Annotated in this window: 19 protein-coding genes; 15 read left to right on the forward strand and 4 right to left on the reverse strand. The window is 61.4% G+C overall.

Annotated features, from left to right (window positions below):
• The first annotated feature begins 6 nt into the window (after window positions 1-6).
• Window positions 7-588, forward strand: a complete 582-nt coding sequence (locus tag DKB71_RS17400) for a hypothetical protein (protein WP_408596160.1) — start codon at window positions 7-9, stop codon at window positions 586-588.
• 138 nt (window positions 589-726) lie between these two features.
• Here DKB71_RS17400 and DKB71_RS17405 read toward each other — a convergent pair whose 3' ends face one another.
• Window positions 727-1,518, reverse strand: a complete 792-nt coding sequence (locus DKB71_RS17405) for a class II aldolase/adducin family protein (protein ID WP_408596162.1) — start codon at window positions 1,516-1,518, stop codon at window positions 727-729.
• Window positions 1,519-1,595: 77 nt separating this feature from the next.
• The gene (locus tag DKB71_RS17410) at window positions 1,596-2,645 is read right to left on the reverse strand and encodes an ABC transporter substrate-binding protein (RefSeq protein WP_408596164.1); all 1,050 of its coding nucleotides are present in this window, start codon (window positions 2,643-2,645) and stop codon (window positions 1,596-1,598) included.
• Between the two features lie 311 nt (window positions 2,646-2,956).
• Between DKB71_RS17410 and DKB71_RS17415 the strand changes: the two genes are divergently transcribed.
• Together DKB71_RS17415 and DKB71_RS17420 are read left to right on the forward strand one after the other, a co-directional pair.
• The gene (locus DKB71_RS17415) at window positions 2,957-4,918 is read left to right on the forward strand and encodes an FAD-dependent oxidoreductase (RefSeq protein ID WP_408596166.1); all 1,962 of its coding nucleotides are present in this window, start codon (window positions 2,957-2,959) and stop codon (window positions 4,916-4,918) included.
• A gap of 166 nt (window positions 4,919-5,084) precedes the next feature.
• Window positions 5,085-5,681 carry a cupin domain-containing protein gene (locus tag DKB71_RS17420; protein WP_274075757.1) on the forward strand — a complete coding sequence of 199 codons (597 nt, stop codon included), beginning with the start codon at window positions 5,085-5,087 and terminating at the stop codon, window positions 5,679-5,681.
• Here DKB71_RS17420 and DKB71_RS17425 read toward each other — a convergent pair.
• Window positions 5,678-6,610 (reverse strand): helix-turn-helix domain-containing protein, encoded by a 933-nt coding sequence (locus tag DKB71_RS17425; protein WP_274075758.1) that lies wholly within the window; start codon window positions 6,608-6,610, stop codon window positions 5,678-5,680. The genes DKB71_RS17420 and DKB71_RS17425 overlap by 4 nt on opposite strands.
• Before the next feature lie 160 nt (window positions 6,611-6,770).
• Here DKB71_RS17425 and DKB71_RS17430 point away from each other — a divergent pair, with 160 nt between their 5' ends.
• The 10 genes from DKB71_RS17430 to DKB71_RS17475 all read left to right on the forward strand — a co-directional run bounded on the left by DKB71_RS17430 (window position 6,771) and on the right by DKB71_RS17475 (window position 18,236).
• Window positions 6,771-8,129, forward strand: coding sequence for a glutamine synthetase family protein (locus DKB71_RS17430; protein WP_408596169.1), 1,359 nt, complete (start codon window positions 6,771-6,773; stop codon window positions 8,127-8,129).
• A 172-nt stretch (window positions 8,130-8,301) separates the two neighbouring features.
• Entirely contained in the window at window positions 8,302-9,390 is a 1,089-nt protein-coding gene (locus tag DKB71_RS17435; RefSeq protein WP_408596171.1) for a polyamine ABC transporter substrate-binding protein, read from the forward strand.
• On the forward strand, window positions 9,387-10,688 hold the full coding sequence (locus DKB71_RS17440) for an NAD(P)/FAD-dependent oxidoreductase (RefSeq protein ID WP_408596173.1): 1,302 nt from the start codon (window positions 9,387-9,389) through the stop codon (window positions 10,686-10,688). The genes DKB71_RS17435 and DKB71_RS17440 overlap by 4 nt, the downstream gene beginning before the upstream one ends.
• Before the next feature lie 199 nt (window positions 10,689-10,887).
• Window positions 10,888-11,484 carry a paraquat-inducible protein A gene (locus DKB71_RS17445; RefSeq protein WP_323626866.1) on the forward strand — a complete coding sequence of 199 codons (597 nt, stop codon included), beginning with the start codon at window positions 10,888-10,890 and terminating at the stop codon, window positions 11,482-11,484.
• The gene (locus tag DKB71_RS17450; RefSeq protein WP_274075763.1) at window positions 11,481-12,137 is read left to right on the forward strand and encodes a paraquat-inducible protein A; all 657 of its coding nucleotides are present in this window, start codon (window positions 11,481-11,483) and stop codon (window positions 12,135-12,137) included. The genes DKB71_RS17445 and DKB71_RS17450 overlap by 4 nt, the downstream gene beginning before the upstream one ends.
• A complete protein-coding gene (locus tag DKB71_RS17455) occupies window positions 12,118-13,773 on the forward strand; it encodes an intermembrane transport protein PqiB (protein ID WP_408596176.1) in 1,656 nt (551 codons plus the stop codon). The genes DKB71_RS17450 and DKB71_RS17455 overlap by 20 nt, the downstream gene beginning before the upstream one ends.
• 17 nt (window positions 13,774-13,790) lie before the next feature.
• The gene (locus DKB71_RS17460) at window positions 13,791-14,357 is read left to right on the forward strand and encodes a membrane integrity-associated transporter subunit PqiC (protein WP_408596178.1); all 567 of its coding nucleotides are present in this window, start codon (window positions 13,791-13,793) and stop codon (window positions 14,355-14,357) included.
• Window positions 14,358-14,553: 196 nt separating this feature from the next.
• Entirely contained in the window at window positions 14,554-15,567 is a 1,014-nt protein-coding gene (locus DKB71_RS17465; RefSeq protein ID WP_408596180.1) for an iron ABC transporter substrate-binding protein, read from the forward strand.
• Window positions 15,568-15,570: 3 nt separating this feature from the next.
• Window positions 15,571-17,169 carry an ABC transporter permease gene (locus tag DKB71_RS17470; RefSeq protein ID WP_408596182.1) on the forward strand — a complete coding sequence of 533 codons (1,599 nt, stop codon included), beginning with the start codon at window positions 15,571-15,573 and terminating at the stop codon, window positions 17,167-17,169.
• Window positions 17,166-18,236 carry an ABC transporter ATP-binding protein gene (locus tag DKB71_RS17475; protein WP_408596184.1) on the forward strand — a complete coding sequence of 357 codons (1,071 nt, stop codon included), beginning with the start codon at window positions 17,166-17,168 and terminating at the stop codon, window positions 18,234-18,236. The genes DKB71_RS17470 and DKB71_RS17475 overlap by 4 nt, the downstream gene beginning before the upstream one ends.
• 24 nt (window positions 18,237-18,260) lie before the next feature.
• Here the strand turns inward: DKB71_RS17475 and xerC are convergent, their stop codons facing one another.
• Entirely contained in the window at window positions 18,261-19,199 is a 939-nt protein-coding gene (xerC, locus tag DKB71_RS17480; protein WP_408596186.1) for a tyrosine recombinase XerC, read from the reverse strand.
• Between the two features lie 185 nt (window positions 19,200-19,384).
• Between xerC and DKB71_RS17485 the strand changes: the two genes are divergently transcribed.
• Complete coding sequence (locus DKB71_RS17485) at window positions 19,385-20,764, forward strand: UDP-glucose dehydrogenase family protein (RefSeq protein WP_408596188.1); 1,380 nt, start codon at window positions 19,385-19,387, stop codon at window positions 20,762-20,764.
• Between the two features lie 177 nt (window positions 20,765-20,941).
• Window positions 20,942-22,120, forward strand: a complete 1,179-nt coding sequence (locus DKB71_RS17490) for an MFS transporter (RefSeq protein WP_408596190.1) — start codon at window positions 20,942-20,944, stop codon at window positions 22,118-22,120.
• Window positions 22,121-22,206: the final 86 nt, after the last annotated feature.

Consider the following 22,206-nt stretch of genomic DNA (forward strand, 5'->3'; position numbering starts at 1 on the left):
ACCTTCATGATTTGCTCACTTCGCAATACCGCATTGGCTGCCCTGTGCCTGTCACCCTTCGCCGCTGCCGGGATCGAGGTGATCCAACAGGTGCACCCGGTGTGGTTGCTGGAACAACCCTACGCCGAGAGTGCCCTGCTCACCGCACGGACCTTCGGGGACAGTGCCTATGGGGATAATCGCGTCAATGCCACGTTGCAGATCAGTTGTTCCCAAACAGCCCGTTTGACCCTGCAGATCGCACCGGCATCCCTGGGTTTTGACAGCGATCCCTTTGAAGGTCCCGATGCAACCGCCGATGGGCCCCTGCAGATCACGACGGGAACACGTCCCAGCGTCGAGCATCGGGTTTCCGGCAGCTGGACCGCTGGCGGGGCTTTCCAGGTGGGTAACGTGTTTTCGATCAGTACGGACATGCCAGCGCCTGAGCTGGAGTATTGGCTGAGCGATGCTTCGCGGGGTCAACCGCTGAAACTTGCGTTGGCCCCTGCAGAAACCGGTGGCAAGCCATTGACCGCTACATTTTCGTTGCCGCAAGACAATCAAGGGTTGAAACACGCGTGCCTTGGGGCCAGGCCAGGGTTGTGAAGTTGGCAGGTCCGCCGCCATCGCTGGCAAGCCAGCTCCTACAGGTTACGCGTTGGTCACGGATTCTGCGTACACCCATAACCCCGTAGGAGCTGGCTTGCCAGCGATGAGGCCAGCCCGTACAACCGAGCATTCAGATCAATCCCGATAACCCGGCGCCACCCGCTCCAGCAACCTCAACAACGCCGCCCAAGCCAATTGCATCGCATCCGGATCGCTCAACTCCCCCTCCTCAAGCGGCCGCCCCGGATCATTGAACTGCCGCTCGGTATGCGCACAAACCTCATCCGGTGGCAACACCACCTCGCCAGCCGCCTGCGCCGCCAGCTGGATTTCGCAGGCCTTTTCCAGGTAATACATGCGCAAAAATGCCTGGCTGACGGTTTCGCCCACGGTCAGCAGGCCATGGTTACGCAGCATCAATACCGGCTTGTCGCCCATGTCCGCCACCAACCGTTGCTGCTCACTCATGTCCAGCGCCACGCCTTCGTAGTCGTGGTAGGCAACCCGGCCATAGAACTCCATGGAAATCTGGTTCACCGGCAACAACCCGCACTTGAGCGCCGCCACCGCACAACCGGACTTGGTGTGGGTGTGCAGCACGCACTGCGCATCTTCCCGGGCGCCGTGAATGGCGCTGTGGATCACGAACCCGGCCGGGTTCACCGGGTACGGCGACGGCTCGACGGCGCGGCCATCGAGGTCGATCTTGACCAGGTTGGACGCGGTGATTTCGTCGAACATCAGCCCGTAGGGATTGATCAGGAAGTGATGCTCAGGTCCCGGAATACGCACCGAGATGTGGGTGAAGATCAGGTCGGTCATGCGAAAGTGCGCAATCAGGCGATAACAGGCCGCCAGTTCTTCGCGCAGGCGCTGTTCGGTCACGCTGCGTTCAGGGGTGGTCAGGGGTGTGGCGATGTTGTTCATCGGGCGGATTCTCCAGGCAGTTCGGCTGGGCAGACAGAAAGACTGGACGCTTCGACACGTCCAGCCATCCTCGCGACTTATTTGCTGGCCCAGGCGTTGAAGCGCTCTTCCAGTTCTTCGCCATGGTCGACCCAGAATTCGACGTTCATCGACAACGCGCCCTTGAGGTTCTGCGGCGCCGTGGGCACCCACTGCGCCAGTTTGTCATCGAGCCGCGCGGCGGCCTGGATGTTGGTCGGGCCGTAGGGGATCTGCTCGACGTATTTCACCTGTGCATCCGGCTGGTTGGCGAAGGCGATGAAGCGCTTGGCCTGGTCGACGTGCCGGGAGCCCTTGATGATCGCCCAGTAGTCCATGCCGTACAGGCTGCCGGGCCAGACCAGACCCAGGTGGCTGCCTTTCTGCGCGGCGTCGGCAATGCGCCCGCTGTAGGTCGAGGTCATCACCACATCGCCAGCGGTCAGCCATTGCGGCGGTTGCGCGCCCGCCTCCCACCACTGGATGTAAGGCTTGAGCTCAGTGAGTTTGGCGAATGCCCGGTCCACGCCCTGCGGGGTGCCAAGCACCTTGTAGACGTCATCGACCTTGACACCGTCGGCCAGCAAGGCGAATTCAAGGTTGTACACCGCACGTTTACGCAGCCCACGCTTGCCGGGGGTTTTCTTCACGTCCCAGAAGTCTGCCCAGGAGGTCGGGGCCTGGGCCAGTTTGTCGGTGTCGTAGGCAATGGCCACGCTCCACACCAGCGCGGCGGAACCGCATTCCTGCGCCGCGTCGGGGATCAACTGGTCGGCGTGCCCCACACGGGTCCAGTCCAGCCGCTCGTACATGCCTTCCTCGCAACCGCGCATCAGGTCCGGGCCTTCGATCTGCACCACGTCCCAGTCGACGTTGCCGGTGTCGACCATGACTTTGATTTTCGCCATCTCGCCGTTGTATTCACTCTGGATCACCTTGCTCTGATCCACGGCGGCAAAAGGCTGGAAGAACGCCACGTCCTGGGCTTTTTGTCCGGCGCCGCCGTAACCGACCACCACCATCTCCGATGCTGCCTGTGCGCTGCCCAGGCCCATGGCCAAGGTCAACGCCAAGGGATAAAAACCGTGCTTGAGCGTATTCGATTTCATCAGTGATTCCTCGTGCAGGTGCCAGGCGACTGCAGGTCGGCATGGCCCTTTTTTATTGTTGGTGAGGGTGGCCCCAGGAGCGGGCTCGAGACGAAACTACTCAAGGCCCAGTAAAAAAACAAGTTGATTTTTTACTGAAGGTAAATTTCTATAGACCAAACAACAACAACGAAAACCTGATGCCTCTGTAGGAGCGAGCTTGCTCGCGATGGACCTGAGGGCGACGCGTTTATCCAGACAACACGCGTCATCGTTAACGTCCATCGCGAGCAAGCTTGCTCCTACAGGTCAGCCGCCGGAGTAACCGCACCATGCCGAGCCCGACCCCTGCCTTCGCGCACCTGTTCGAACCCTTGCAGATCCGTGGCAAGCGCCTGAAAAACCGCATCATGTCCAGCGGTCACGACACTTCGATGCCCACCGACAACCTGGTCAACGAGCAACTGATTGCCTATCACAAGGCGCGTGCCGAAGGCGGTGCCGGGCTGATCGTGTTGCAAGTGGCCGGGGTGCATGACAGTGCGCGCTACACCTCCCATGTGCTGATGGCCACCGACGATGAATGCATCGAGGGCTACCGCAAACTCGCGCAAACCTGCCATGCCCACGGTACGGTGGTGCTGTCGCAAGTGTTCCATCCGGGGCGGGAAATCATGGAGTCCAGCGATGGCCTGCTGGCGGTGGCCTACTCGGCGTCGGCGGTGCCCAACGAGCGTTTCCGGGTGATGCCACGGGCGCTGGACCAGGCGATGATCGACGAGATCGTCGCCGGTTATGCCGCTGCTGCCCGACGCCTGCACCAGGCCGGCATCGATGGCGTGGAAGTGGTCGCCAGTCACGGTTACCTGCCGGCGCAATTCATCAACCCGCGGGTCAACCGCCGTACCGATGGCTACAACGGTGAGCTGGAACAGCGTTTGCGTTTCCTGCGCGAAGTCATTGCCGCCGTGCGCGTGGCGACTGATGAGCAATTCATCATCGGGCTGCGCATCTCCGCCGATGAGCGCGATCCTGAAGGGCTGACCGAAGACGAATCATTGACCGCCGTACAATCGCTGCAAGGGCAGCTGGATTACGTTCACATCGTCGCCGGCACCTCGGCATCGCTCGGTGGTGCGGTGCACATCGTGCCGCCGATGGCGATCGAAGCGGCGTACCTGGCCAAGGAGGCTGGCACCTTCAAGGCTGGCTTGAACATTCCCTTGTTCGTCACCGGGCGCATCAACCAACCCCAGGAGGCCGAGTTGATTCTCGCTCGGGGCCAGGCCGATGTGTGCGGCATGACCCGGGCGCTGATCTGCGACCCGCAGATGCCCAACAAGACCGACACCGGCCACGTCGAAGATGTGCGCGCCTGCATTGCCTGCAATCAGGCGTGCATCGGGCACTTCCACAAGGGCTTGCCGATCTCCTGCATCCAGCACCCGGAAACCGGCCGTGAACTGATTTTTGGTCAGCGCCAACCAACTGCAAAACGCAAACGCATCATGATCGCCGGCGGTGGCCCGGCTGGCATGAAGGCCGCCGCCGTCGCGGCCCAGCGCGGGCATGACGTGACATTGTACGAGGCCAGTTCGCAACTGGGCGGCCAGGTGTTGCTGGCGCAATTGCTGCCACGGCGCAGCGAGTTCGGCGGCGCCAGCACCAACCTGCAGCGGGAAATGGAACTGGCCGGGGTGCGTGTGGTGCGCAATACCCGCGTCGACCGCGCCCTGGTGGAGCAGGAAAAACCGGACATGGTGATCGTCGCCACCGGTGCCGAGCCCTATTGGCCGCCCTTCGAACGCGGCGGTGAATTGCAGGTGGTGGACGCCTGGCAAGTGCTGCGCGACGAGGTGCAGATCGGCCGTTCCGTGGTGGTGGTCGACTGGCGCTGCGACTGGATCGGCCCCGGCATTGCCGAGCGCCTGACCCGGGCCGGGCATCAGGTGCAACTGGCGGTGAACGGTACCCATTGCGGGGAGAACCTGCCGCTGTACGTGCGCGATCAACTGGCTGGCGAGCTGCACAAGCTCGCCATTCCCATCATCCCCTACGCCCGGTTGTACGGCTGCGACGACAACACGGTCTACCTGCAACACACCGCCAGCGGCGAGCCGATGTTGCTGGAAAATATCGACACGCTGGTGCTGTGTCAGGGCCATCAACCGGTGGATACCCTGGGTGCAGAGTTGCAAGGCCTGGTGGAATTTCGCCGCATCGGCGACTGCCTGGCGCCGCGTACCGCCGAAGAAGCGATTTACGAAGGGTTGAAAGTCGCGTGGGAGCTTTAAGCCTGTTTATACTCCGGGGCTTTGAAACACCCTTGTAGGAGCTGGCTTGCCAGCGATGGTCGTGAACGATAACGCGTGCTTACCGGATAATCGCGGTTTTATCGAGTCCATCGCTGGCAAGCCAGCTCCTACAAGGGTTCACGTTCTACCCGGTTTGGAATTCGCCATGAGCAACAGCAGCAAGACCCAGGCCGCATCAGGTAGCGCCGAACCGCATTTCCTCGGCACGCGCATCCGCGGCCTGCGCAAACGTCGGGGCATGACCCTGGCGGAACTGGCGCAACAGAGCGAACTGACCGCCGGCTACATCAGCCAGCTGGAACGCAACCTCGCCTATCCGTCGATCCCGGCGCTGTTCAACATCGCCCGCAGTCTCGGCGTGACTATCCAGTGGTTCTTCGCCAGCGAGGCGATCACCGATCCTGAAGACGACGGTATTGTCGTGCGCAAGCACAGCCGCCTGAACGTGCATTACGAAGACGGCATCGTCGACCAGCTGTTGACCCCGCAAGTCAACCGCCAGCTGGAAATGCTCCACTCGCGTTTCCCGCCCGGCACCTACAGCCAGCAAAGCTACAGCCACGACGGCGAAGAAGCCGGTTACCTGCTGTCGGGCAGCTTCGAGTTGTGGGTCGGCGAGCGCTACTTCCAGCTCAATGAAGGCGACAGTTTCAGTTTCTCCAGCCAGGAGCCGCACCGCTACGGTAACCCTGGCGAGGTGGATGCCGTGGTGATCTGGGTGATCACCCCGCCGACCTTCTAACGCCGGCCGCGCCCGCTTGCCTGAGCGACACATGCACGCTTGAGGGTGTCGCTCGGCAGTTCCTTGAACAGCGCGCGATAACTGCTGGAAAACCGTCCCAAATGCCAGAACGACCAGTGCATGGCCACTTCGGCCACGGTGGTTTGCGTCGGCGTGCGGCTGAGCAGTTCGCGGCGGGCACTGTTGAGGCGGCGCAGGCGCAGCCATTGGGTCGGCGCCATGCCGGTGTAGGTCTTGAACGCGTGTTGCAGCTGGCGCAGCGAAACCCCGGCGACCCGGGACAACTCCAGCAGGTTGAGCTGTTCCTCCGGGCTGTCCGCCGCCCATTCCCCTACCCGTTGCATGATCGCCCGCTCCCCGGCCCGACGCTGCAGGGCGCCTTGGTCGAGGCGCACGCAGGCGTTATCGAGGATGAACAGACAGTCCTCCAGCAACTGTTGGGTCAAGGCTTCGCGGCTGGGCGGGTCGTAGGTCTGCGACAGCTGGGTGAGGGTTGCGCTGAGCCAGCGACTGAACAAGGCATTCTGCTGCGAGTTTAGCGGCGCCAGGAACAACCCCTCCAGCCGCGCGACGTCCAGCCCATGGCGCTTGACGAAGTCCGGGCCGAACACCACGGCGATTTCCTGGTAGTTCTCCGGAGTGATCCAGATGTTGCGGCTTTCACCGTTCAACACGTACAGCGCGTTGTCGCTGCGGTCGAAGCAGAACGCCAGCGAGCCTTGTGGCGCGCTGAAATTCTGCTCGACCCGGGTGTTCATCTGTTCCTCGTAGATCTCCACGCCCTGTAGATCCAGATAGCGCACCAATCCTGCGAAATGTCCCGGCGACATCTGTTGGTAATGCTGGACCCAGCCCGGCGTGGCGCGGATTTGCTCGGCGACATCAACGGTACTGAATGCTTGGACCTGTAACGAATTGCAAGCTGTCATGGGTGACCTTACGCACTCTTTTGGTGCGTTTTGTGTTGCTAAAAGTGGATAGATGGAACCGTAAGCCTCGCCCAAGATAGACGTCAACGCGCTACAGGGGAAGCGTCCTACAGATGAATCGACTTTCTCCCGCGTTAACAAAACCAATAACGAGGTCTTTATGAATGCCCCTTTCGATCAGCTGTTGACTTGGCTGAAAGATCACAAGATTACCGAAGTCGAGTGCGTCGTCAGCGACCTGACCGGCATTGCACGCGGCAAAATCGCACCCACCAACAAGTTCCTGCATGAGCGAGGCATGCGCCTGCCGGAAAGTGTGCTGTTGCAAACGGTAACCGGGGACTTTGTCGACGACGACATCTACTACGACCTGCTCGATCCTGCCGATATCGACATGGTCTGCAAGCCGGTGTCCGACGCGGTGTACGTAGTGCCTTGGGCGATCGAGCCGACCGCCATCGTGATTCACGACACCTTTGACAAGTTCGGCAACCCGATCGAATTGTCGCCGCGCAACGTGCTCAAGAAAGTCCTGCAGCTGTACACCGACAAAGGCTGGCGGCCGATTGTAGCGCCGGAAATGGAGTTTTACCTGACCCAGCGCTGCGAAGACCCGGACTTGCCACTCAAGGCCCCGATGGGCCGCTCCGGTCGCGCCGAAAGCGGTCGCCAGTCGTTCTCCATCGACGCCGCCAACGAATTCGACCCGCTGTTCGAAGACGTCTATGACTGGTGCGAACTCCAGGGCCTGGACCTCGACACGCTGATCCACGAAGACGGCCCGGCGCAGATGGAAATCAACTTCCGCCATGGCGATGCCCTGGACCTGGCCGACCAGATCACCGTGTTCAAGCGCACCATGCGCGAGGCGGCGCTCAAGCACAACGTCGCGGCGACCTTCATGGCCAAGCCGGTCGGCGATGAGCCGGGCAGCGCCATGCACATTCACCAGAGCGTGGTGGACATCGCCACCGGCCAGCCGATCTTTGCCGATGCCGACGGCAACATGAGCGAGTTGTTCCTGCACCACATCGGTGGCTTGCAGAAGTACATCCCCAAAGTGCTGCCGATGTTCGCACCGAACGTCAACTCGTTCCGCCGCTTCCTGCCGGACACCTCGGCACCGGTGAACGTCGAATGGGGCGAAGAAAACCGTACCGTCGGCCTGCGCGTGCCGACCTCGAGCCCCGATGCCATGCGCGTGGAAAACCGCTTGCCGGGGGCCGATGCCAACCCTTACCTGGCCATCGCCGCCAGCCTGCTGTGTGGGTACCTGGGCATGGTCGAGCGCATTGAACCGAGCGCCGCGGTACAGGGTCGGGCTTATGAGCGGCGCAACCTGCGGTTGCCGATCACCATCGAAGACGCGCTGACGCAGATGGAAGAATGCGACACCGTGAGCCGCTACCTGGGCGACAAGTTCGTGCGTGGCTATGTCGCAGTCAAGCGTGCCGAGCACGAGAACTTCAAGCGCGTCATCAGTTCGTGGGAGCGCGAGTTCCTGTTGCTGAGCGTCTGACAACCATCTCCCTGCATGAGTCCACGTCCCCCTGTGGGAGCGGGCTTGCTCGCGAAAGCGGTGTGTCATTCAACATTAAGGGTGACTGACCTGACGCCTTCGCGAGCAAGCCCGCTCCCACAAGGGGAACGCCAACGCCTGAAGAATCCAATAATTCCAAGAAGGTATCGTTATGCGTCTGTTGAAATCCATGGTCCCGGCCGCGCTCGCGGTCTTGTTCAGCGCCGTTGCCCAGGCTCAGCCACAGGTCAGTGTCTACAACTGGACCGACTACATCGGCGAGACCACCCTCGCCGACTTCCAGGCCAAAACCGGGATCAAGGTGATCTACGACGTTTTCGACTCCAACGAAACCCTGGAAGGCAAACTGCTTGCCGGGCGTACCGGGTATGACGTGGTCGTGCCGTCCAACCACTTCCTCGCCCGCCAGGTGAAGGCCGGCGCGTTCCTCAAGCTCGACCGCGAGCAACTGACGAACTTCAAGAACCTGGACCCGAAACTGCTGGCCCTGCTGGAAAAAAACGACCCGGGTAACGCGCACTCGGTGCCATACCTGTGGGGTACCAATGGCATCGGCTACAACGTCGACAAGGTCAAGCAGGTGCTGGGCATTGACCACATCGATTCCTGGGCCGTGCTGTTCGAGCCGGAAAACATCAAGAAGCTGAGCGCCTGCGGCGTGTCGATGATGGACTCGGCGGATGAAGTGTTCCCCGCGGTGCTCAACTACATGGGCATGGATCCGCGCAGCGAGAATCCCGAAGACTTCAAAAAGGCCGAAGCCAAGCTGCTGAGCATCCGTCCGTACATCACCTATTTCCACTCCTCCAAGTATGTCTCGGACCTGGCCAACGGCGACATCTGCGTGGCGTTCGGTTACTCCGGTGACGTGTTCCAGGCCGCCAACCGCGCCAAGGAAGCCAAGAACAACGTGAACATCGCCTATGCCATTCCCAAGGAAGGCGCGAACCTGTGGTTCGACCTGCTGGCCATCCCGGCGGACGCTGGCAATACGAAAGAAGCCCACGCCTTCATCAATTACCTGCTCGACCCGCAAGTGATCGCCAAGGTCAGCGCCTCGGTCGGTTATGCCAACCCGAACCCGGCCGCCAAGCAGTACATGGACCCGGAATTGGTCAACAACCCTGAAATTTACCCGCCGCAGGAAGTGCTCGACAAGCTCTACATCTCAACCACGCCGCCGCAGTCGATCATGCGCTTGATGACGCGCTCCTGGAGCAAAGTGAAGTCCAACCAATGAACCAGTACACCCACGAACACGCCCATTCCTATTACGCCGCGTCGGCCAATGGCATGGTGCCCTACCCCACGCTGACCGAAGACCTGGTGGCCGATGTCTGCGTGATTGGCGGCGGTTTTACCGGCGTCAACACGGCCATCGAACTGGCCCAACGCGGGCTCTCGGTGATCCTGCTGGAAGGCCGGCGGATCGGCTGGGGTGCCAGCGGGCGCAACGGCGGGCAGCTGATTCGCGGCATCGGCCATGACGTCAGCGGTTTCGCCAAGCATGTCGGGGTTGAAGGTGTGCGCTACCTGGAGCATGCCGGGACTGAATCGGTGCAACTGGTGGGCAATCGAATCCGTGAACACAGCATCGATTGCGACTTGCGCTGGGGTTTCTGCGAGCTGGCCAACACCCCGTCGCAGTTCGCCGGCTTGCAGGCTGAACACGCTGCGCTCAAGGAATCGGGTTACGCCCATGAAACCCGTCTGGTCGAATCTGCGCAGATCCGTGAGCAGGTGGTGAATTCCGGCGTGTATGCCGGCGGCCTGGTCGACATGGGCTCGGGGCACCTGCACCCGCTGAACCTGGTGCTTGGCGAAGCGAAACTCGCGTTATCCCTTGGTGTGCGGATTTTCGAGCAAAGCCCGGTACTGGAGTTGATCCATGGCAGTACTGTTCAAATTCGTTGTGCAGGTGGCACGGTACGCGCCAGCAGTCTGGTCCTGGGCTGCAATGCGCATTTGGAAGAACTTGAACCGAAACTCAGCGGAAAAGTGCTCCCGGCGGGCAGCTACATCATCGCCACCGAACCCTTGTCGGCGGAGCTTGCCGCACAGTTGATCCCGCACAACCTGGCGCTGTGCGACCAGAAAGTCGGCCTGGATTACTACCGACTCTCGGCGGACCGGCGCCTGCTGTTCGGCGGAGCCTGCCATTATTCCGGGCGTGATCCGGCGGATATCAGCGCCTACATGCGCCCGCAGATGCTCAAGGTGTTCCCGCAACTGGCGAATGTGCGCATCGACTACCAATGGGGCGGCAAGATCGGCATCACCGCCAATCGCTTCCCCCAGGTCGGGCGCCTGAGCCAATACCCGAACGTGTTCTACGCCCAGGGTTACTCCGGTCATGGCGTCAACGTGACCCACTGGTGCGCGAAATTGTTGGGCGAAGCGATCCATGCCGGTCACAGCAAAGGCTTCGACGTATTCAGTGCCGTGCCGCACATGACCTTTCCTGGTGGCCGCGCCCTGCGTTCGCCGCTGCTGGCCCTGGGCATGCTCTGGTACCGCATGCGCGAACTCCTCGGCTGACCACGCCCCTTGTAGGAGCTGGCTTGCCAGCGAAGGCGTCCTCGAGATCACCAACATCCACAAGGACCCATCGCCGGCAAGCCGGCTCCTACAAGGTTATTTCCCATCTCTTTGTTCAGCCTTTCGATTTGCTCAATTGCGAGTCACTTCTATATTGAGGGGGTGCTCTGAATTTCCTGCCTCCTGTTGAGCCTGGCCCATGGCAATTACTGATCAGCTGATCATCTGCGAGCACTGCGACAGCGTGTACGAAAAAGTGACGCTCGCCAAACACCAGAAAACCCTGTGCACCCGCTGCGGCGGCGTGCTTCAGCGTTATAACGGCCTGACCGTGGAGCAACGCCTGGCGTTGACTTTCGCCGCGTTGATGCTGTGGATTTTCGCCAACTTCTATCCGGTCATGAGCATCAGCCTCAAAGGCCTGAAAAACAGTGCAACGCTTTGGGATTCGGTGGTGGCGCTGAGCCTGGGGCCCATCACCTTCATTGCCCTGGTGGCGGCGATCGCCATGATCATCGCACCGATCTTTCAGTTGTTGCTGCTGATCTGGGTGCTGGGCTTCGCCCTCAGGCACCAGCGCGCGCCGGGTTTCAGCTTCTGCATGCGCTGGCTGGAAACCCTGCGGCCCTGGAGCATGCTGGAGGTCTGCCTGCTGGGCGCGATGGTTGCGGTGATCAAGCTCGCCGGGTTGCTGGATGTGCTGCCCGGCATCGGTCTGTTCGCCCTGGCCGTCCTCAGCCTGATGATGATCCGCATTGCCGGTCGCGATATTCGTGAACTGTGGGACCTCGTATGACCATGCCTCCCTTTGCCCGCGACCTCAACCTGTGCCTGTGCCACAGCTGCGGCCTGGCCTGCGACATGACCGGTGATCCCCACGAATGCGAGCGCTGCGGTGCCCCTCTGCATCGGCGTAAAACCAACTCACTGACCCGAACCTGGGCTTACATGATCACCGCCCTGGTGTTTTATGTGCCGGCCAACCTGTTGCCGGTGATGAACACCAAGATGGTCGGCGACGGTGCCGACAGCACGATCATGAGCGGCGTGATCGAGTTCTGGCAGCACGGCGCCTGGGACATTGCCCTGATCATTTTCATCGCCAGTATTGCGGTACCGGGCGTCAAGTTCGTCGCCCTGACGCTGCTGCTGGTGACCGTTCAACGCGACAGTCAATGGGCGCTCAGGCAGCGCTCGCAAATGTATCGGTTCGTCGAACTTATCGGTTATTGGTCGATGCTGGACGTCATCGTGGTCGCCCTGGTGGCCTCGCTGGTGAAATTCCAGGCCCTGGCCGATATCGAACCGCGCCCGGGCATCCTGTTCTTTGGTCTGGTGGTGGTGTTCACCATGCTCGCGGCGATGAGTTTCGATCCGCGACTGATCTGGGATAAAGAGCGGCAACAACCACAAAATGAGGAGGTCACGGATGAAGTCACAAGCCACTGACGGGCCGCTGGTCCCGGGGCAGGCTCCGATCAAGACCCGCCGTTTCAGCTTTTCGATGGTGTGGATCGTGCCGATTGTCGCGGTGCTGGTGGGGATATCGCTGGTGGTCCACAGCATATTGCAGGAGGGGCCGACCATTACCGTCAAGTTCAAGACCGGCAGCGGCCTGACCGCCAACAAGACCGAGGTGAAATACCGCAACGTAGTGATCGGCCATGTGTCGGACGTGGCGTTGAGCAACGACCAGAAGAGCGTCGATGCGACGATCAAGCTGGTGAAACAGGCTGAAAGCTTTACCCGCAAGGACTCGCAGTTCTGGGTGGTCCGGCCGCGGATCGGCGCTGGCGGGGTTTCGGGAATCGATACCCTGTTGTCAGGGGATTACATCGGCGCCGATATCGGCCAGGACAATGCCCGCGCGAAGAACTTCGAAGGCCTGGAAAACCCGCCTGCCATCACCTATGGCGAACCGGGCAAACGCTTCACCTTGCATACCCAGGACCTCGGTTCACTGGATATCGGCTCGCCGGTCTACTACCGCAAGATTCCGGTCGGCCAGGTCGTGGCCTACGCGCTGGACCCCGATGGCAAGGGGGTGAACATCGAACTGTTCATCCACGCACCCAACGACAAGTACGTCACCGAGAACACCCGATTCTGGAACGCCAGCGGTGTTGACGTGAGCGTCGGCGCCAATGGTTTTGCGGTCAAGACCGAGTCCCTGTCGTCCTTGCTGGTGGGCGGCGTTGCGTTCCGTGCGCCGGAATACAGCCCCGACGACAAACCGGCCCCGGAGGAATATGCCTACGAACTGTTCCAGGACCAGCAAACGGCCCTCGCCCCGCCCAGTGGCAAGGGACAGTTCATGACCTTGCGTTTCGACCAGGCCTTGCGCGGCCTCAAGGTCGATGCCCCGGTGGAATTCCTCGGCATCGAAATCGGCAAGGTGGTGTCGGTCAATCTGGATTTCGACGCGAAAAAACGCACCTTCCCGGTCAACGTCGGCATCATGATTTATCCGCAGCGCCTGGGCCGAGCGCACACGAAGATGCTCCAGACCCTCAATCACGATCCCAAGGATGAAGCCGCCGCCGTACGCGTAATCGGTACCTTTATCGACAACGGCCTGCGCGCCCAGGCTCGCACCGGCAACCTGCTGACAGGCCAGCTGTACATATCCCTGGATTTCTACCCTAAGGCGGAGAAAGTCGCGTTTGATCCAAGTGCCCGTCCGGTCAGTATTCCGACCGTTCCTGGCAGCCTCGAACAATTGCAGGAAAAACTCGAAGCCATGGTCAACAAGATCAACCAACTGCCTATCGACCGCATTGCCGCCAATCTGGACAGCAACCTCGTCGAACTGCGCAAAGGCCTGGTGCAATTTAATGCCAAGACCCTGCCTGGCGTGTCAACCACCTTGACCGATGTGAGCAAGACCCTGCAATCGGCCAACTCGACTCTGGCCGAAGACTCGCCGCAGCGGGAAAAACTCGGGCAGACCCTGGACGAACTCGGGCGCACCTCGCGTTCGCTGCGTGACCTGGCGGATTACCTTGGCCGGCATCCGGAATCGCTGATTCGCGGTCGTCCGGACAATGCCGCACCGATGGATATGCAAGGGCCGCCGAGCAAATGACCACAGGAGCAACATTCATGGCTTTTCCGCTGAAAATCACGTTGGTTGCCGCGTTGTCGTTGCTCGCCGCCTGCCGCAGCGACCCGATCCAGTTTCACACCCTGACCCCGGCCCAGCCGGCGGTCAATTCACGCAGTACCGCCGGTATCCAGATTGAAATGCTCACCGTACCGCCCCAGGTCGATCGCCCGCAGATCGTCGTGCGCGAGGGCAATACCGGCATGGCGATCCTGGAAACCGAGTGGTGGGGGGCCAGCCTGGTGGATGAGTTGCGCAGTGCCCTGACCGACCAGATGATCAACAACAATCCGCAACGCAGGGTATCGGTGCGGCTGGAGGTGCAGCGCTTCGATTCGATTCCCGGCCAGTATGGTTTGCTCGACGTGAAATGGCGCCTGCGCACCAACAATGGCAGTGAAAGCCTCACGGACACCTGCCGCAGTACCCTGCAGACACCGTCGGGACCGTCCATCGATGAGCTGGTGGCGGCGCAGCAGAACAACGTCAGGCGCCTGGCCGCACTGATCAGCCAGACAGCGGCCTCCACGCAAAAAGGTTGCCCATCCGCAAGTACCAGCCCATAACACCATCCCCCTGTGGGAGCGAGCTTGCTCGCGATGGTGTGTCAGGCGACATCAATGTGTCTGATACACCATCGCGAGCAAACTCGCTCCCACAGGCTGCAAATGATTCGTATTGATCTAGAATAATTGACGACCTTCTTTTGTCGATTCGCTCGTATCAGCCTGCAAGACCAACAATAACAGGAGCTGACGCCGCATGAAGTCAACGATCCCTTCGTTCCTCAAAAAAGCCTTGCTGGTCACCGCCCTGGTGAGCGCAGGTCACGTATACGCCGCCGATACCGTCGGCATCGTGGTCTACAACGCCCAGCACGAAAGCCTGACCAAATCCTGGGTCGAAGGGTTTACCCAGGAAACCGGCATTCCGGTGACGATGCGCAACGGCGACGACACCGAAATGGGCAACCAGATCGTACAGGAAGGGACCGACTCGCCGGCGGATGTGTTCCTCACCGAAAACTCCCCGGCGATGGTCCTGGTCGACGGCGCAGGCTTGTTTGCCCCCGTGGACAAGGCCACCCTGGAGCAGGTCGACCCGGCCTACCGCCCGGCCCACGGCAAATGGGTGGGGATCGCGGCGCGTTCCACGGTGTTCGTCTACAACCCGAGCAAACTGCCCCAGGACAAGTTGCCCAAGTCGATCATGGACCTCGCCGCGCCAGAGTGGAAAGGCCGCTGGGGCGCCTCGCCCGGTGGTGCCGACTTCCAGGCCATCGTCGCCGCCATCCTCGAACAGAAAGGCGAAGCCGCGACCCTGGACTGGCTGAAGGCGATGAAGACTAACTTCACGGCGTACCGGGGCAACAGTTCGGTGCTCAAGGCGGTGAATGCCGGGCAGATCGACAGCGGCGTGATCTACCACTATTACAGCTTCGTCGATCAGGCCAAGACCGGCGAAAACAGCAAGAACACCGCCCTGCACTACTTCAAGCACAAGGATCCGGGGGCGTTTGTCAGCATTTCCGGAGGCGGCGTACTGGCCTCCAGCAAGCACAAGGAACAAGCCCAGGCGTTCCTCAAGTGGATCACCGGCAAGGACGGCCAGGCCATCCTCAAGGATGGCAAATCGTTTGAATACGCCGTGGGCAAGAACGCCGAATCCAACCCTGAACTGGTGCCTTTGCAGCAGCTCGACGCCCCATCCGTCGACGCCTCGAAACTCGACAGTAAAAAAGCCGTGGAGCTGATGACTCAGGCAGGACTGCTTTAATTGATGCCTGAAATCCTGCCCGCGGGTACCGCCCAAGCGCTACCCGCCAATTTGCGTAGACGATCGCGCGGCGTGTTCGCGAGCCGCGGTGGCGCGTGGGTGGTCGGTTTGTCGGTGCTGGTTTCGTTGCTGGCGCTGCTGCCGATTGCCTACGTCATCGGCGTGTCCCTGCAGACCGGCTGGTCCACGGTGGTGACCCTGGTGTTCCGGCCACGGGTGGGCGAGTTGTTGATCAACACCGTGTTGCTGGTGGTGCTGACGATTCCCCTCTGTATCGCGCTGGGAGTGACACTGGCCTGGCTGACCGAGCGCACGGATCTGCCGGGGCGTCGCTGGTGGTCGTTGCTGGCCACGGCGCCCCTGGCGGTGCCGGCCTTCGTCCACAGCTATGCCTGGGTCAGCCTGGTGCCGCCGATTCACGGCTTGTTCGCCGGGGTGCTGGTGTCGGTGATTGCCTACTTCCCGTTTCTGTACCTGCCGATTGCCGCGACCTTGCGGCGCCTCGACCCGGCCATCGAAGATGTCGCCGAATCGCTGGGGCTCAAGCCGTGGGCGGTGTTTTTTCGCGTGGTGCTGCCGCAGTTGCGCCTGGCCATTTGCGGTGGCGCGTTGCTGGTCGGCCTGCACCTGCTGGCCGAATATGGCCTGTACGCGATGATCCGCTTCGACACCTTCACCACCGCGATCTTCGATCAGTTCAAATCCACCTTCAACGGGCCTGCCGCCCACATGCTGGCCAGCGTGCTCGCCCTGTGCTGCCTGGTGATGCTGACCGTGGAATCCGCCGCACGGGGCCATGCACGCTACGCCCGCGTGGGCTCCGGGAGTGCCCGTGAGCAACGGATCGTGGGCCTGAAAACCCCGGCCAGGGTGCTCGCACTGGCGTTGCAGAGCACCACCTGCGCCCTGGCGCTGGGTGTGCCCTTGATCACCCTGGGCGGCTGGCTGATCGCCGGCGGCGTGCAGGCCTGGAACCTGGGCGAGCTGCTGCCGGCGCTGCAACAGACCCTGATGCTGGGCGTGGGGGGTGCTGCCCTGACCACCTGCGCCGCCATTCCGATTGCCTGGCTGTCGATCCGCCATCCCGGACGCCTGCAGCGGCTGCTGGAAAGCTGCAACTACATCACCAGTTCATTGCCGGGCATCGTCGTTGCGCTGGCGCTGGTGACCGTCACCATTCATTTTGCCCGGCCGATCTACCAGACCACCGTCACCGTGCTGCTGGCGTACCTGCTGATGTTCCTGCCCCGGGCCCTGGTGAGCCTGCGCGCCGGCATCGCTCAGGCACCGGTGGAGCTGGAAAACATGGCCCGCAGCCTGGGCCGCTCCCCTGCCCGCGCGTTATGGCTGATCACCCTGCGCCTGGCCGCTCCGGGTGCGGCTGCCGGTGCGGCGCTGGTGTTCCTGGCGATCACCAATGAACTGACCGCCACCCTGTTGCTCGCGCCCAATGGCACACGGACCCTGGCGACCGGGTTCTGGGCCATGACCAGCGAAATCGACTATGTCGCGGCGGCGCCCTATGCCCTGCTGATGATCCTGTTGTCGCTGCCGTTGACCGGGCTCCTGTATCACCAATCGAAAAAAACGGCTGGCCGATGAACACTCTTGAACTGCATTCACTGAACAAAGCCTACGGTTCCCAGCGAGCCCTGGATAACGTCAGCCTGTCGGTGCCCAGCGGCAGCCGTACGGTCATTGTCGGCCCCTCGGGCTCAGGCAAGACCACCTTGCTGCGGATGATTGCCGGCTTCGAGTTTCCTGACTCCGGCCGCCTGTCACTCAATGGCCAGACCCTGGTCGACAGCACCCATGAAGTGCCGGCGCACCAACGTTTGATTGGCTACGTCCCGCAGGACGGCGCCTTGTTCCCGCACATGACGGTGGCCGACAACATCGGCTTCGGCCTGTCGATCAAGGGCCGCGAAAAGCGCGAGCGTGTCGCGCAATTGATGGACAGCGTGGCACTGGATGCGAACATGGCCATGCGCTGGCCCCATGAATTATCCGGCGGCCAGCAGCAGCGTGTGGCGCTGGCACGGGCGCTGGCGCAGCAGCCGCGGCTGATGTTGCTGGACGAGCCGTTTTCGGCACTCGATACCGGCTTGCGCGCGGTCATGCGCAAGATGGTCGCCCGCCTGCTGGCCGACGCGGGGGTCACCACCATCCTGGTCACCCATGACCAGAGCGAAGCCTTGTCCTTCGCCGATCAACTGGCGGTGATGCGCCACGGCCGGCTGGTGCAGTCAGGCCATCCGCTGGACCTCTATCGCTACCCCGACGACGAACAGACCGCGCTGTTTCTCGGCGACGCCGTGGTCATGCCAGCGCGGATCGAGGCTGGCTGGGCCCATTGCGACCTGGGCCGGATACCGGTCAACAATCACCGCAACAACCACTCGGCGCAGATCATGCTACGGCCCGAACAGTTGCAACTGACCAGCGTGCTGCCCGACGCCACGGGTGTCACGGGCTGCCGTGCCAAGGTGGTCGACCGGGATTTCAGCGGCAACACCTGCACCTTGACCGTGGAGTTGCATTCGCGCACCGCCGATCAGCCCATCGGCCGATCATTGCTGGTACGCAGCTCCGGCCTGTATGCACCGCCTGCCGGCAGCGCCGTGCAGGTCTCGACCATTGGCCACGCGCATGTGCTGAGCGAGCCCTGATCCCTCGAACCTGGAGCATGGCCGTCAAAGATCGAAGCGATCCACCGCACGACGGCGCTCGTTGTCGTCGCGCACATCGTAGTTGGCGGTGGTCTGGATGTTGCTGTGATGGGCCAGTTTTTGCGCGATGGACAGGTCGTGTTCTTCGATCACCCGTGTGATGAACGAGCGGCGAAAATCATGCGGCATGATTTTCACCCCCACCTGCGCGCCCCGCTGCCGGGCGATGTAATAGATCGCGTGCTTGGTGATGCGCTCGCGGGTGATGTGACTGCCACGGCGGATGCGATTGAACAGGAACGGGTCGTCCTCTTCGCCTTCCTTGAGCATCGAGCGGCGCAGTTCCAGCCAGGCATCGAGCTTGGCGAACGCCCAGGCCGGGGCGTACTTGATCAACTGCTTGTTGCCCTTGGCGGTGACGCGCAGGCTGCGCTCATTGAAGTCGAGCTGATTGAGGTCGAGATTCACCGACTCCGATTTACGCATGCCCGAACCGTACAGGATCGCGATAACGGCGGCGTCCCGCTTGCCCTGTGGCCGAGGATCAGCGGCGCAAACCTCCATCAGTTCCTGGATCAATGAGCGCCGCAGGTTGCGCCCCTGGGACAGGCGCGTACCGGCGATGCCCTTGACCGAGCGCATTTTCAACAAGTGCTCCTGGCTGATCAGGCTCATGCGCCACGCTTCATTCATTACCCCGCGCACCGCATTGACGTACAACGACGACGTGTTGGGCGCATAACCGTCGGTGCGCAAGGCGGCGACCAGGGCGATGACATCTTCGGGTTGCAGGTTGTGCCAGGCGATTTCCTCGACATTCATTTCTTCGAAGCCCAGGCGATCGGCGGCGTCCTGCAGGACATAACGCATGGTCAGTTGGCTGGAGGGCGCCAGTCGTGCGAGATACAGGGTTAGCGGATTGGGTCTGAGGGCACTTGGATCAGTAGCGGGTAAGTCAGTCAAACGAAACGGCCTTGGATAAAGAGGAAACAGAAAACGCCATGGCGACAGGAATGGCCGCTACGCTGCCGGTCGTGGCCGGGAAAGTCAAATGCCCTGCCGACCAACGGCCGGTGTGACGCCGATAGCCGAATTGAAACATGGCATTGCTAAACCTTGACCGGACTCGATCGGGGCAGGAGCAAACCATGAGAATCAGTGTGTTCGGTAGCGGTTATGTAGGCCTGGTGCAAGCGGCGGTGTTGGCAGAAGTCGGCCACGACGTGGTCTGCATGGACGTCGACGAGAAAAAGGTCGAATGCCTGCAACAGGGCCACGTGAGCATTTTCGAACCGGGGCTGGCCAGCCTGGTACGCGAAGGCCTGGATGCCCGACGGTTACAGTTCACCAGCGATGAGAAACTCGCGGTGCAACATGGCCAGGTGTTGTTCATCGCGGTCGGCACACCGTCCCGGGACGATGGCTCGGCTGACCTGAGCCAGGTGATGGCGGTGGGCGAAGCGGTGGCACGGCACCGTGAACAACCGCTGATCCTGGTGGAGAAGTCCACGGTGCCGGTGGGCACCGGCGATGCCCTGCGCGCGCATATCGACAAATGCCTGATCAAGGTCGGACGCCTGTTGCAGTTCGATATCGTCTCCAATCCCGAGTTTCTCAAGGAAGGCTCGGCCGTGGCCGATTGCCGGCGCCCGGACCGTATCGTCGTGGGCTGTGAACGCGAAGAAGTGCGTGAGGTGATGCGTGACCTGTACGCGCCGTTCAACCGCAACCATGAACGCATCATGTTCATGGATTTGCGCAGTGCCGAGCTGACCAAATACGCCGCCAACTGCATGCTGGCGACCAAGATCAGCTTCATCAACCAGATCGCCGAGCTGGCCGAACACCTGGGTGCCGACATCGAATCGGTGCGCCTGGGCATCGGCGCCGACTCGCGCATCGGCTACCACTTCATCTACCCCGGCTGCGGTTATGGCGGCTCCTGCTTCCCCAAGGACATGCGCGCCCTGATTCACAGCGCCGAACAGGCCCATTGTTCCAGCGACCTGCTGCAAGCGGTGGAAGCCATCAACCAACGGCAGAAACACAAGCTGTTCGAGCGCCTCAAGGCCTTCTACAAAGGCGAGCTGCGGGGCAAGACCTTCGCCGTCTGGGGCCTGGCCTTCAAGCCCAACACCGACGACATGCGCAATGCACCGAGCCGCCTGTTGCTCGAGTCGTTATGGGCCGCCGGTGCCAATGTTCGCGCATTCGACCCCGAGGCCATGCAGCAAACCCAGCAGCTGTACCCCGATGAAACCCGGTTGATGCTCATGGGCACGCCGGAATCGGTGCTCAACGGTGCGGACGCGCTGATCATCTGCACCGAGTGGCAACAATTCAAGGCGCCGGATTTCGATCTGATCCGCCAGCGCCTCAATGCGCCGGTGATCTTCGATGGCCGCAACCTGTACGATGCCGAGCGCCTGGCGCGCAATGGTTTCATGTACTTCCCGATGGGCCGCGGCGAGTCACGTAAGTTGCCGATTCCGTATCAGCAATGGCCTGCGGCGCTGGTGGTCGCCTAATCCCCCTGTAGGAGCTGCCGCAGGCTGCGATCTCTTGATCTTGCTTTCAAAATCAAAGGATCGCAGCCTGCGGCAGCTCCAACAGGGATAGTGTGAATTCGCCTTGAAGTGAGCCCGCATCTGCCTGAGGATGGCAAGCATGGAAGCTGCCATCTGAATAAGGACATTTACCCCACCGTGGCCACCTACTCGCTCGTTGTTCGCCGGCTGATGATCGTTTCGCTGACCATCGTTGTCAGCCGCGCCATCATCAGTCCGCTGCTCACCCTGTTTCTAAGCGACAAACTGGGCCTCAACCAACAGGACGTCGGCCTGCTGCTGGGCATCGCGGTGTTCATCGCCACCCTGCTCGCCCTGTACGGCGGCTACGTCATCGACCGCCTGGAAAAACGCCGGCTGCTGATCCTCACGATGCTCTCCAGCGCCATCGGCTTCGTGTTGCTGGCCTTTGCCGAAAACCTTTACCTGGCCACCCTGACGCTGGTCATTTCCGAAACAGCCTCGGCGTTGTTCCTCATCGGCTCCAAGGCGATCCTCAGCGAAAACCTGCCCGTGGGCCAGCGCGCCAAGGCGTTTTCGCTGCGTTATACCCTGACCAACATCGGCTACGCCACCGGCCCAATGTTCGGCGTGGTGATGGCCGGGGTCTATCCGATCGCACCCTTCCTGATCGCAGGCGGTATCGCCTTCGCCAGCATCTTCCTGATGCTGGGCATCCCCAGGGATTCGGCGCAGGCACCGACCATCGGCCAACCGCAGAGCTTCCTCAAGACCCTGGTCACCCTGAAGAACGACCGCACCCTGATCATGTTCACCTGCGGCTGCCTGCTCAGCACCGTGGTGCACGGGCGTTTCACCCTGTACCTGTCGCAATACCTGCTGGTGACCCAGGATTCCAGGCGCACTTTGGAGATCATGGCGGCACTGCTGGCCTGCAACGCCATCAGCGTGATCCTGTTGCAGTACCAGATCGGTCGGTTGCTCAACCGTGAAAAACTGCGCTTCTGGATTGCCGGCGGCACCGGTCTGTTCATCCTCGGATTGATCGGCTTCAGCGTGGCCGACAGCATGGTCAGTTGGTGCGTGGCGATGTTCATCTTCACCCTCGGCGAAATGATCATCTACCCGGCCGAATTCCTCTTCGTCGACACCCTGGCCCCGGAAGAACTGCGCGGCAGCTACTACGGCGCGCAGAACCTGGCCGCCCTCGGTGGCGCGCTGAGCCCGGTGATCTGCGGTTTCCTGTTGATGCACACCCCGGCCCCGACCATGTTCTATGCCTTGAGCGCGCTGACGGCCCTGGGTGGGTTCCTGTGTTTCATGAGTGGACGGCGTGTGGCGATACATCAGAAATAATGAACTGAAGCTTCATTAATATGAATTTGTCATCATCGGCAATGATCGGCACACTGTCGTCGTTCCTCCCCCAATAGTTGGAACGA

It is taken from the genome of Pseudomonas sp. PLMAX, assembly GCF_046042685.1.
GTDB lineage: Bacteria > Pseudomonadota > Gammaproteobacteria > Pseudomonadales > Pseudomonadaceae > Aquipseudomonas > Aquipseudomonas putida_AE.

Bases quoted from the DNA above. Each gene is read 5' to 3' on its own strand.
- DKB71_RS17415 (WP_408596166.1), top strand. From the start codon at position 2,957: ATGCCGAGCCCGACCCCTGCCTTCGCGCACCTGTTCGAACCCTTGCAG.
- DKB71_RS17420 (WP_274075757.1), top strand. From the start codon at position 5,085: ATGAGCAACAGCAGCAAGACCCAGGCCGCATCAGGTAGCGCCGAACCG.
- DKB71_RS17460 (WP_408596178.1), top strand. From the start codon at position 13,791: ATGGCTTTTCCGCTGAAAATCACGTTGGTTGCCGCGTTGTCGTTGCTC.
- DKB71_RS17455 (WP_408596176.1), top strand. From the start codon at position 12,118: ATGAAGTCACAAGCCACTGACGGGCCGCTGGTCCCGGGGCAGGCTCCG.
- DKB71_RS17435 (WP_408596171.1), top strand. From the start codon at position 8,302: ATGCGTCTGTTGAAATCCATGGTCCCGGCCGCGCTCGCGGTCTTGTTC.
- DKB71_RS17400 (WP_408596160.1), top strand. From the start codon at position 7: ATGATTTGCTCACTTCGCAATACCGCATTGGCTGCCCTGTGCCTGTCA.
- DKB71_RS17405 (WP_408596162.1), bottom strand. From the start codon at position 1,518: ATGAACAACATCGCCACACCCCTGACCACCCCTGAACGCAGCGTGACC.
- DKB71_RS17425 (WP_274075758.1), bottom strand. From the start codon at position 6,610: ATGACAGCTTGCAATTCGTTACAGGTCCAAGCATTCAGTACCGTTGAT.
- DKB71_RS17445 (WP_323626866.1), top strand. From the start codon at position 10,888: ATGGCAATTACTGATCAGCTGATCATCTGCGAGCACTGCGACAGCGTG.
- DKB71_RS17485 (WP_408596188.1), top strand. From the start codon at position 19,385: ATGAGAATCAGTGTGTTCGGTAGCGGTTATGTAGGCCTGGTGCAAGCG.
- DKB71_RS17465 (WP_408596180.1), top strand. From the start codon at position 14,554: ATGAAGTCAACGATCCCTTCGTTCCTCAAAAAAGCCTTGCTGGTCACC.
- DKB71_RS17430 (WP_408596169.1), top strand. From the start codon at position 6,771: ATGAATGCCCCTTTCGATCAGCTGTTGACTTGGCTGAAAGATCACAAG.
- DKB71_RS17450 (WP_274075763.1), top strand. From the start codon at position 11,481: ATGACCATGCCTCCCTTTGCCCGCGACCTCAACCTGTGCCTGTGCCAC.
- DKB71_RS17470 (WP_408596182.1), top strand. From the start codon at position 15,571: ATGCCTGAAATCCTGCCCGCGGGTACCGCCCAAGCGCTACCCGCCAAT.
- DKB71_RS17410 (WP_408596164.1), bottom strand. From the start codon at position 2,645: ATGAAATCGAATACGCTCAAGCACGGTTTTTATCCCTTGGCGTTGACC.
- DKB71_RS17440 (WP_408596173.1), top strand. From the start codon at position 9,387: ATGAACCAGTACACCCACGAACACGCCCATTCCTATTACGCCGCGTCG.
- DKB71_RS17475 (WP_408596184.1), top strand. From the start codon at position 17,166: ATGAACACTCTTGAACTGCATTCACTGAACAAAGCCTACGGTTCCCAG.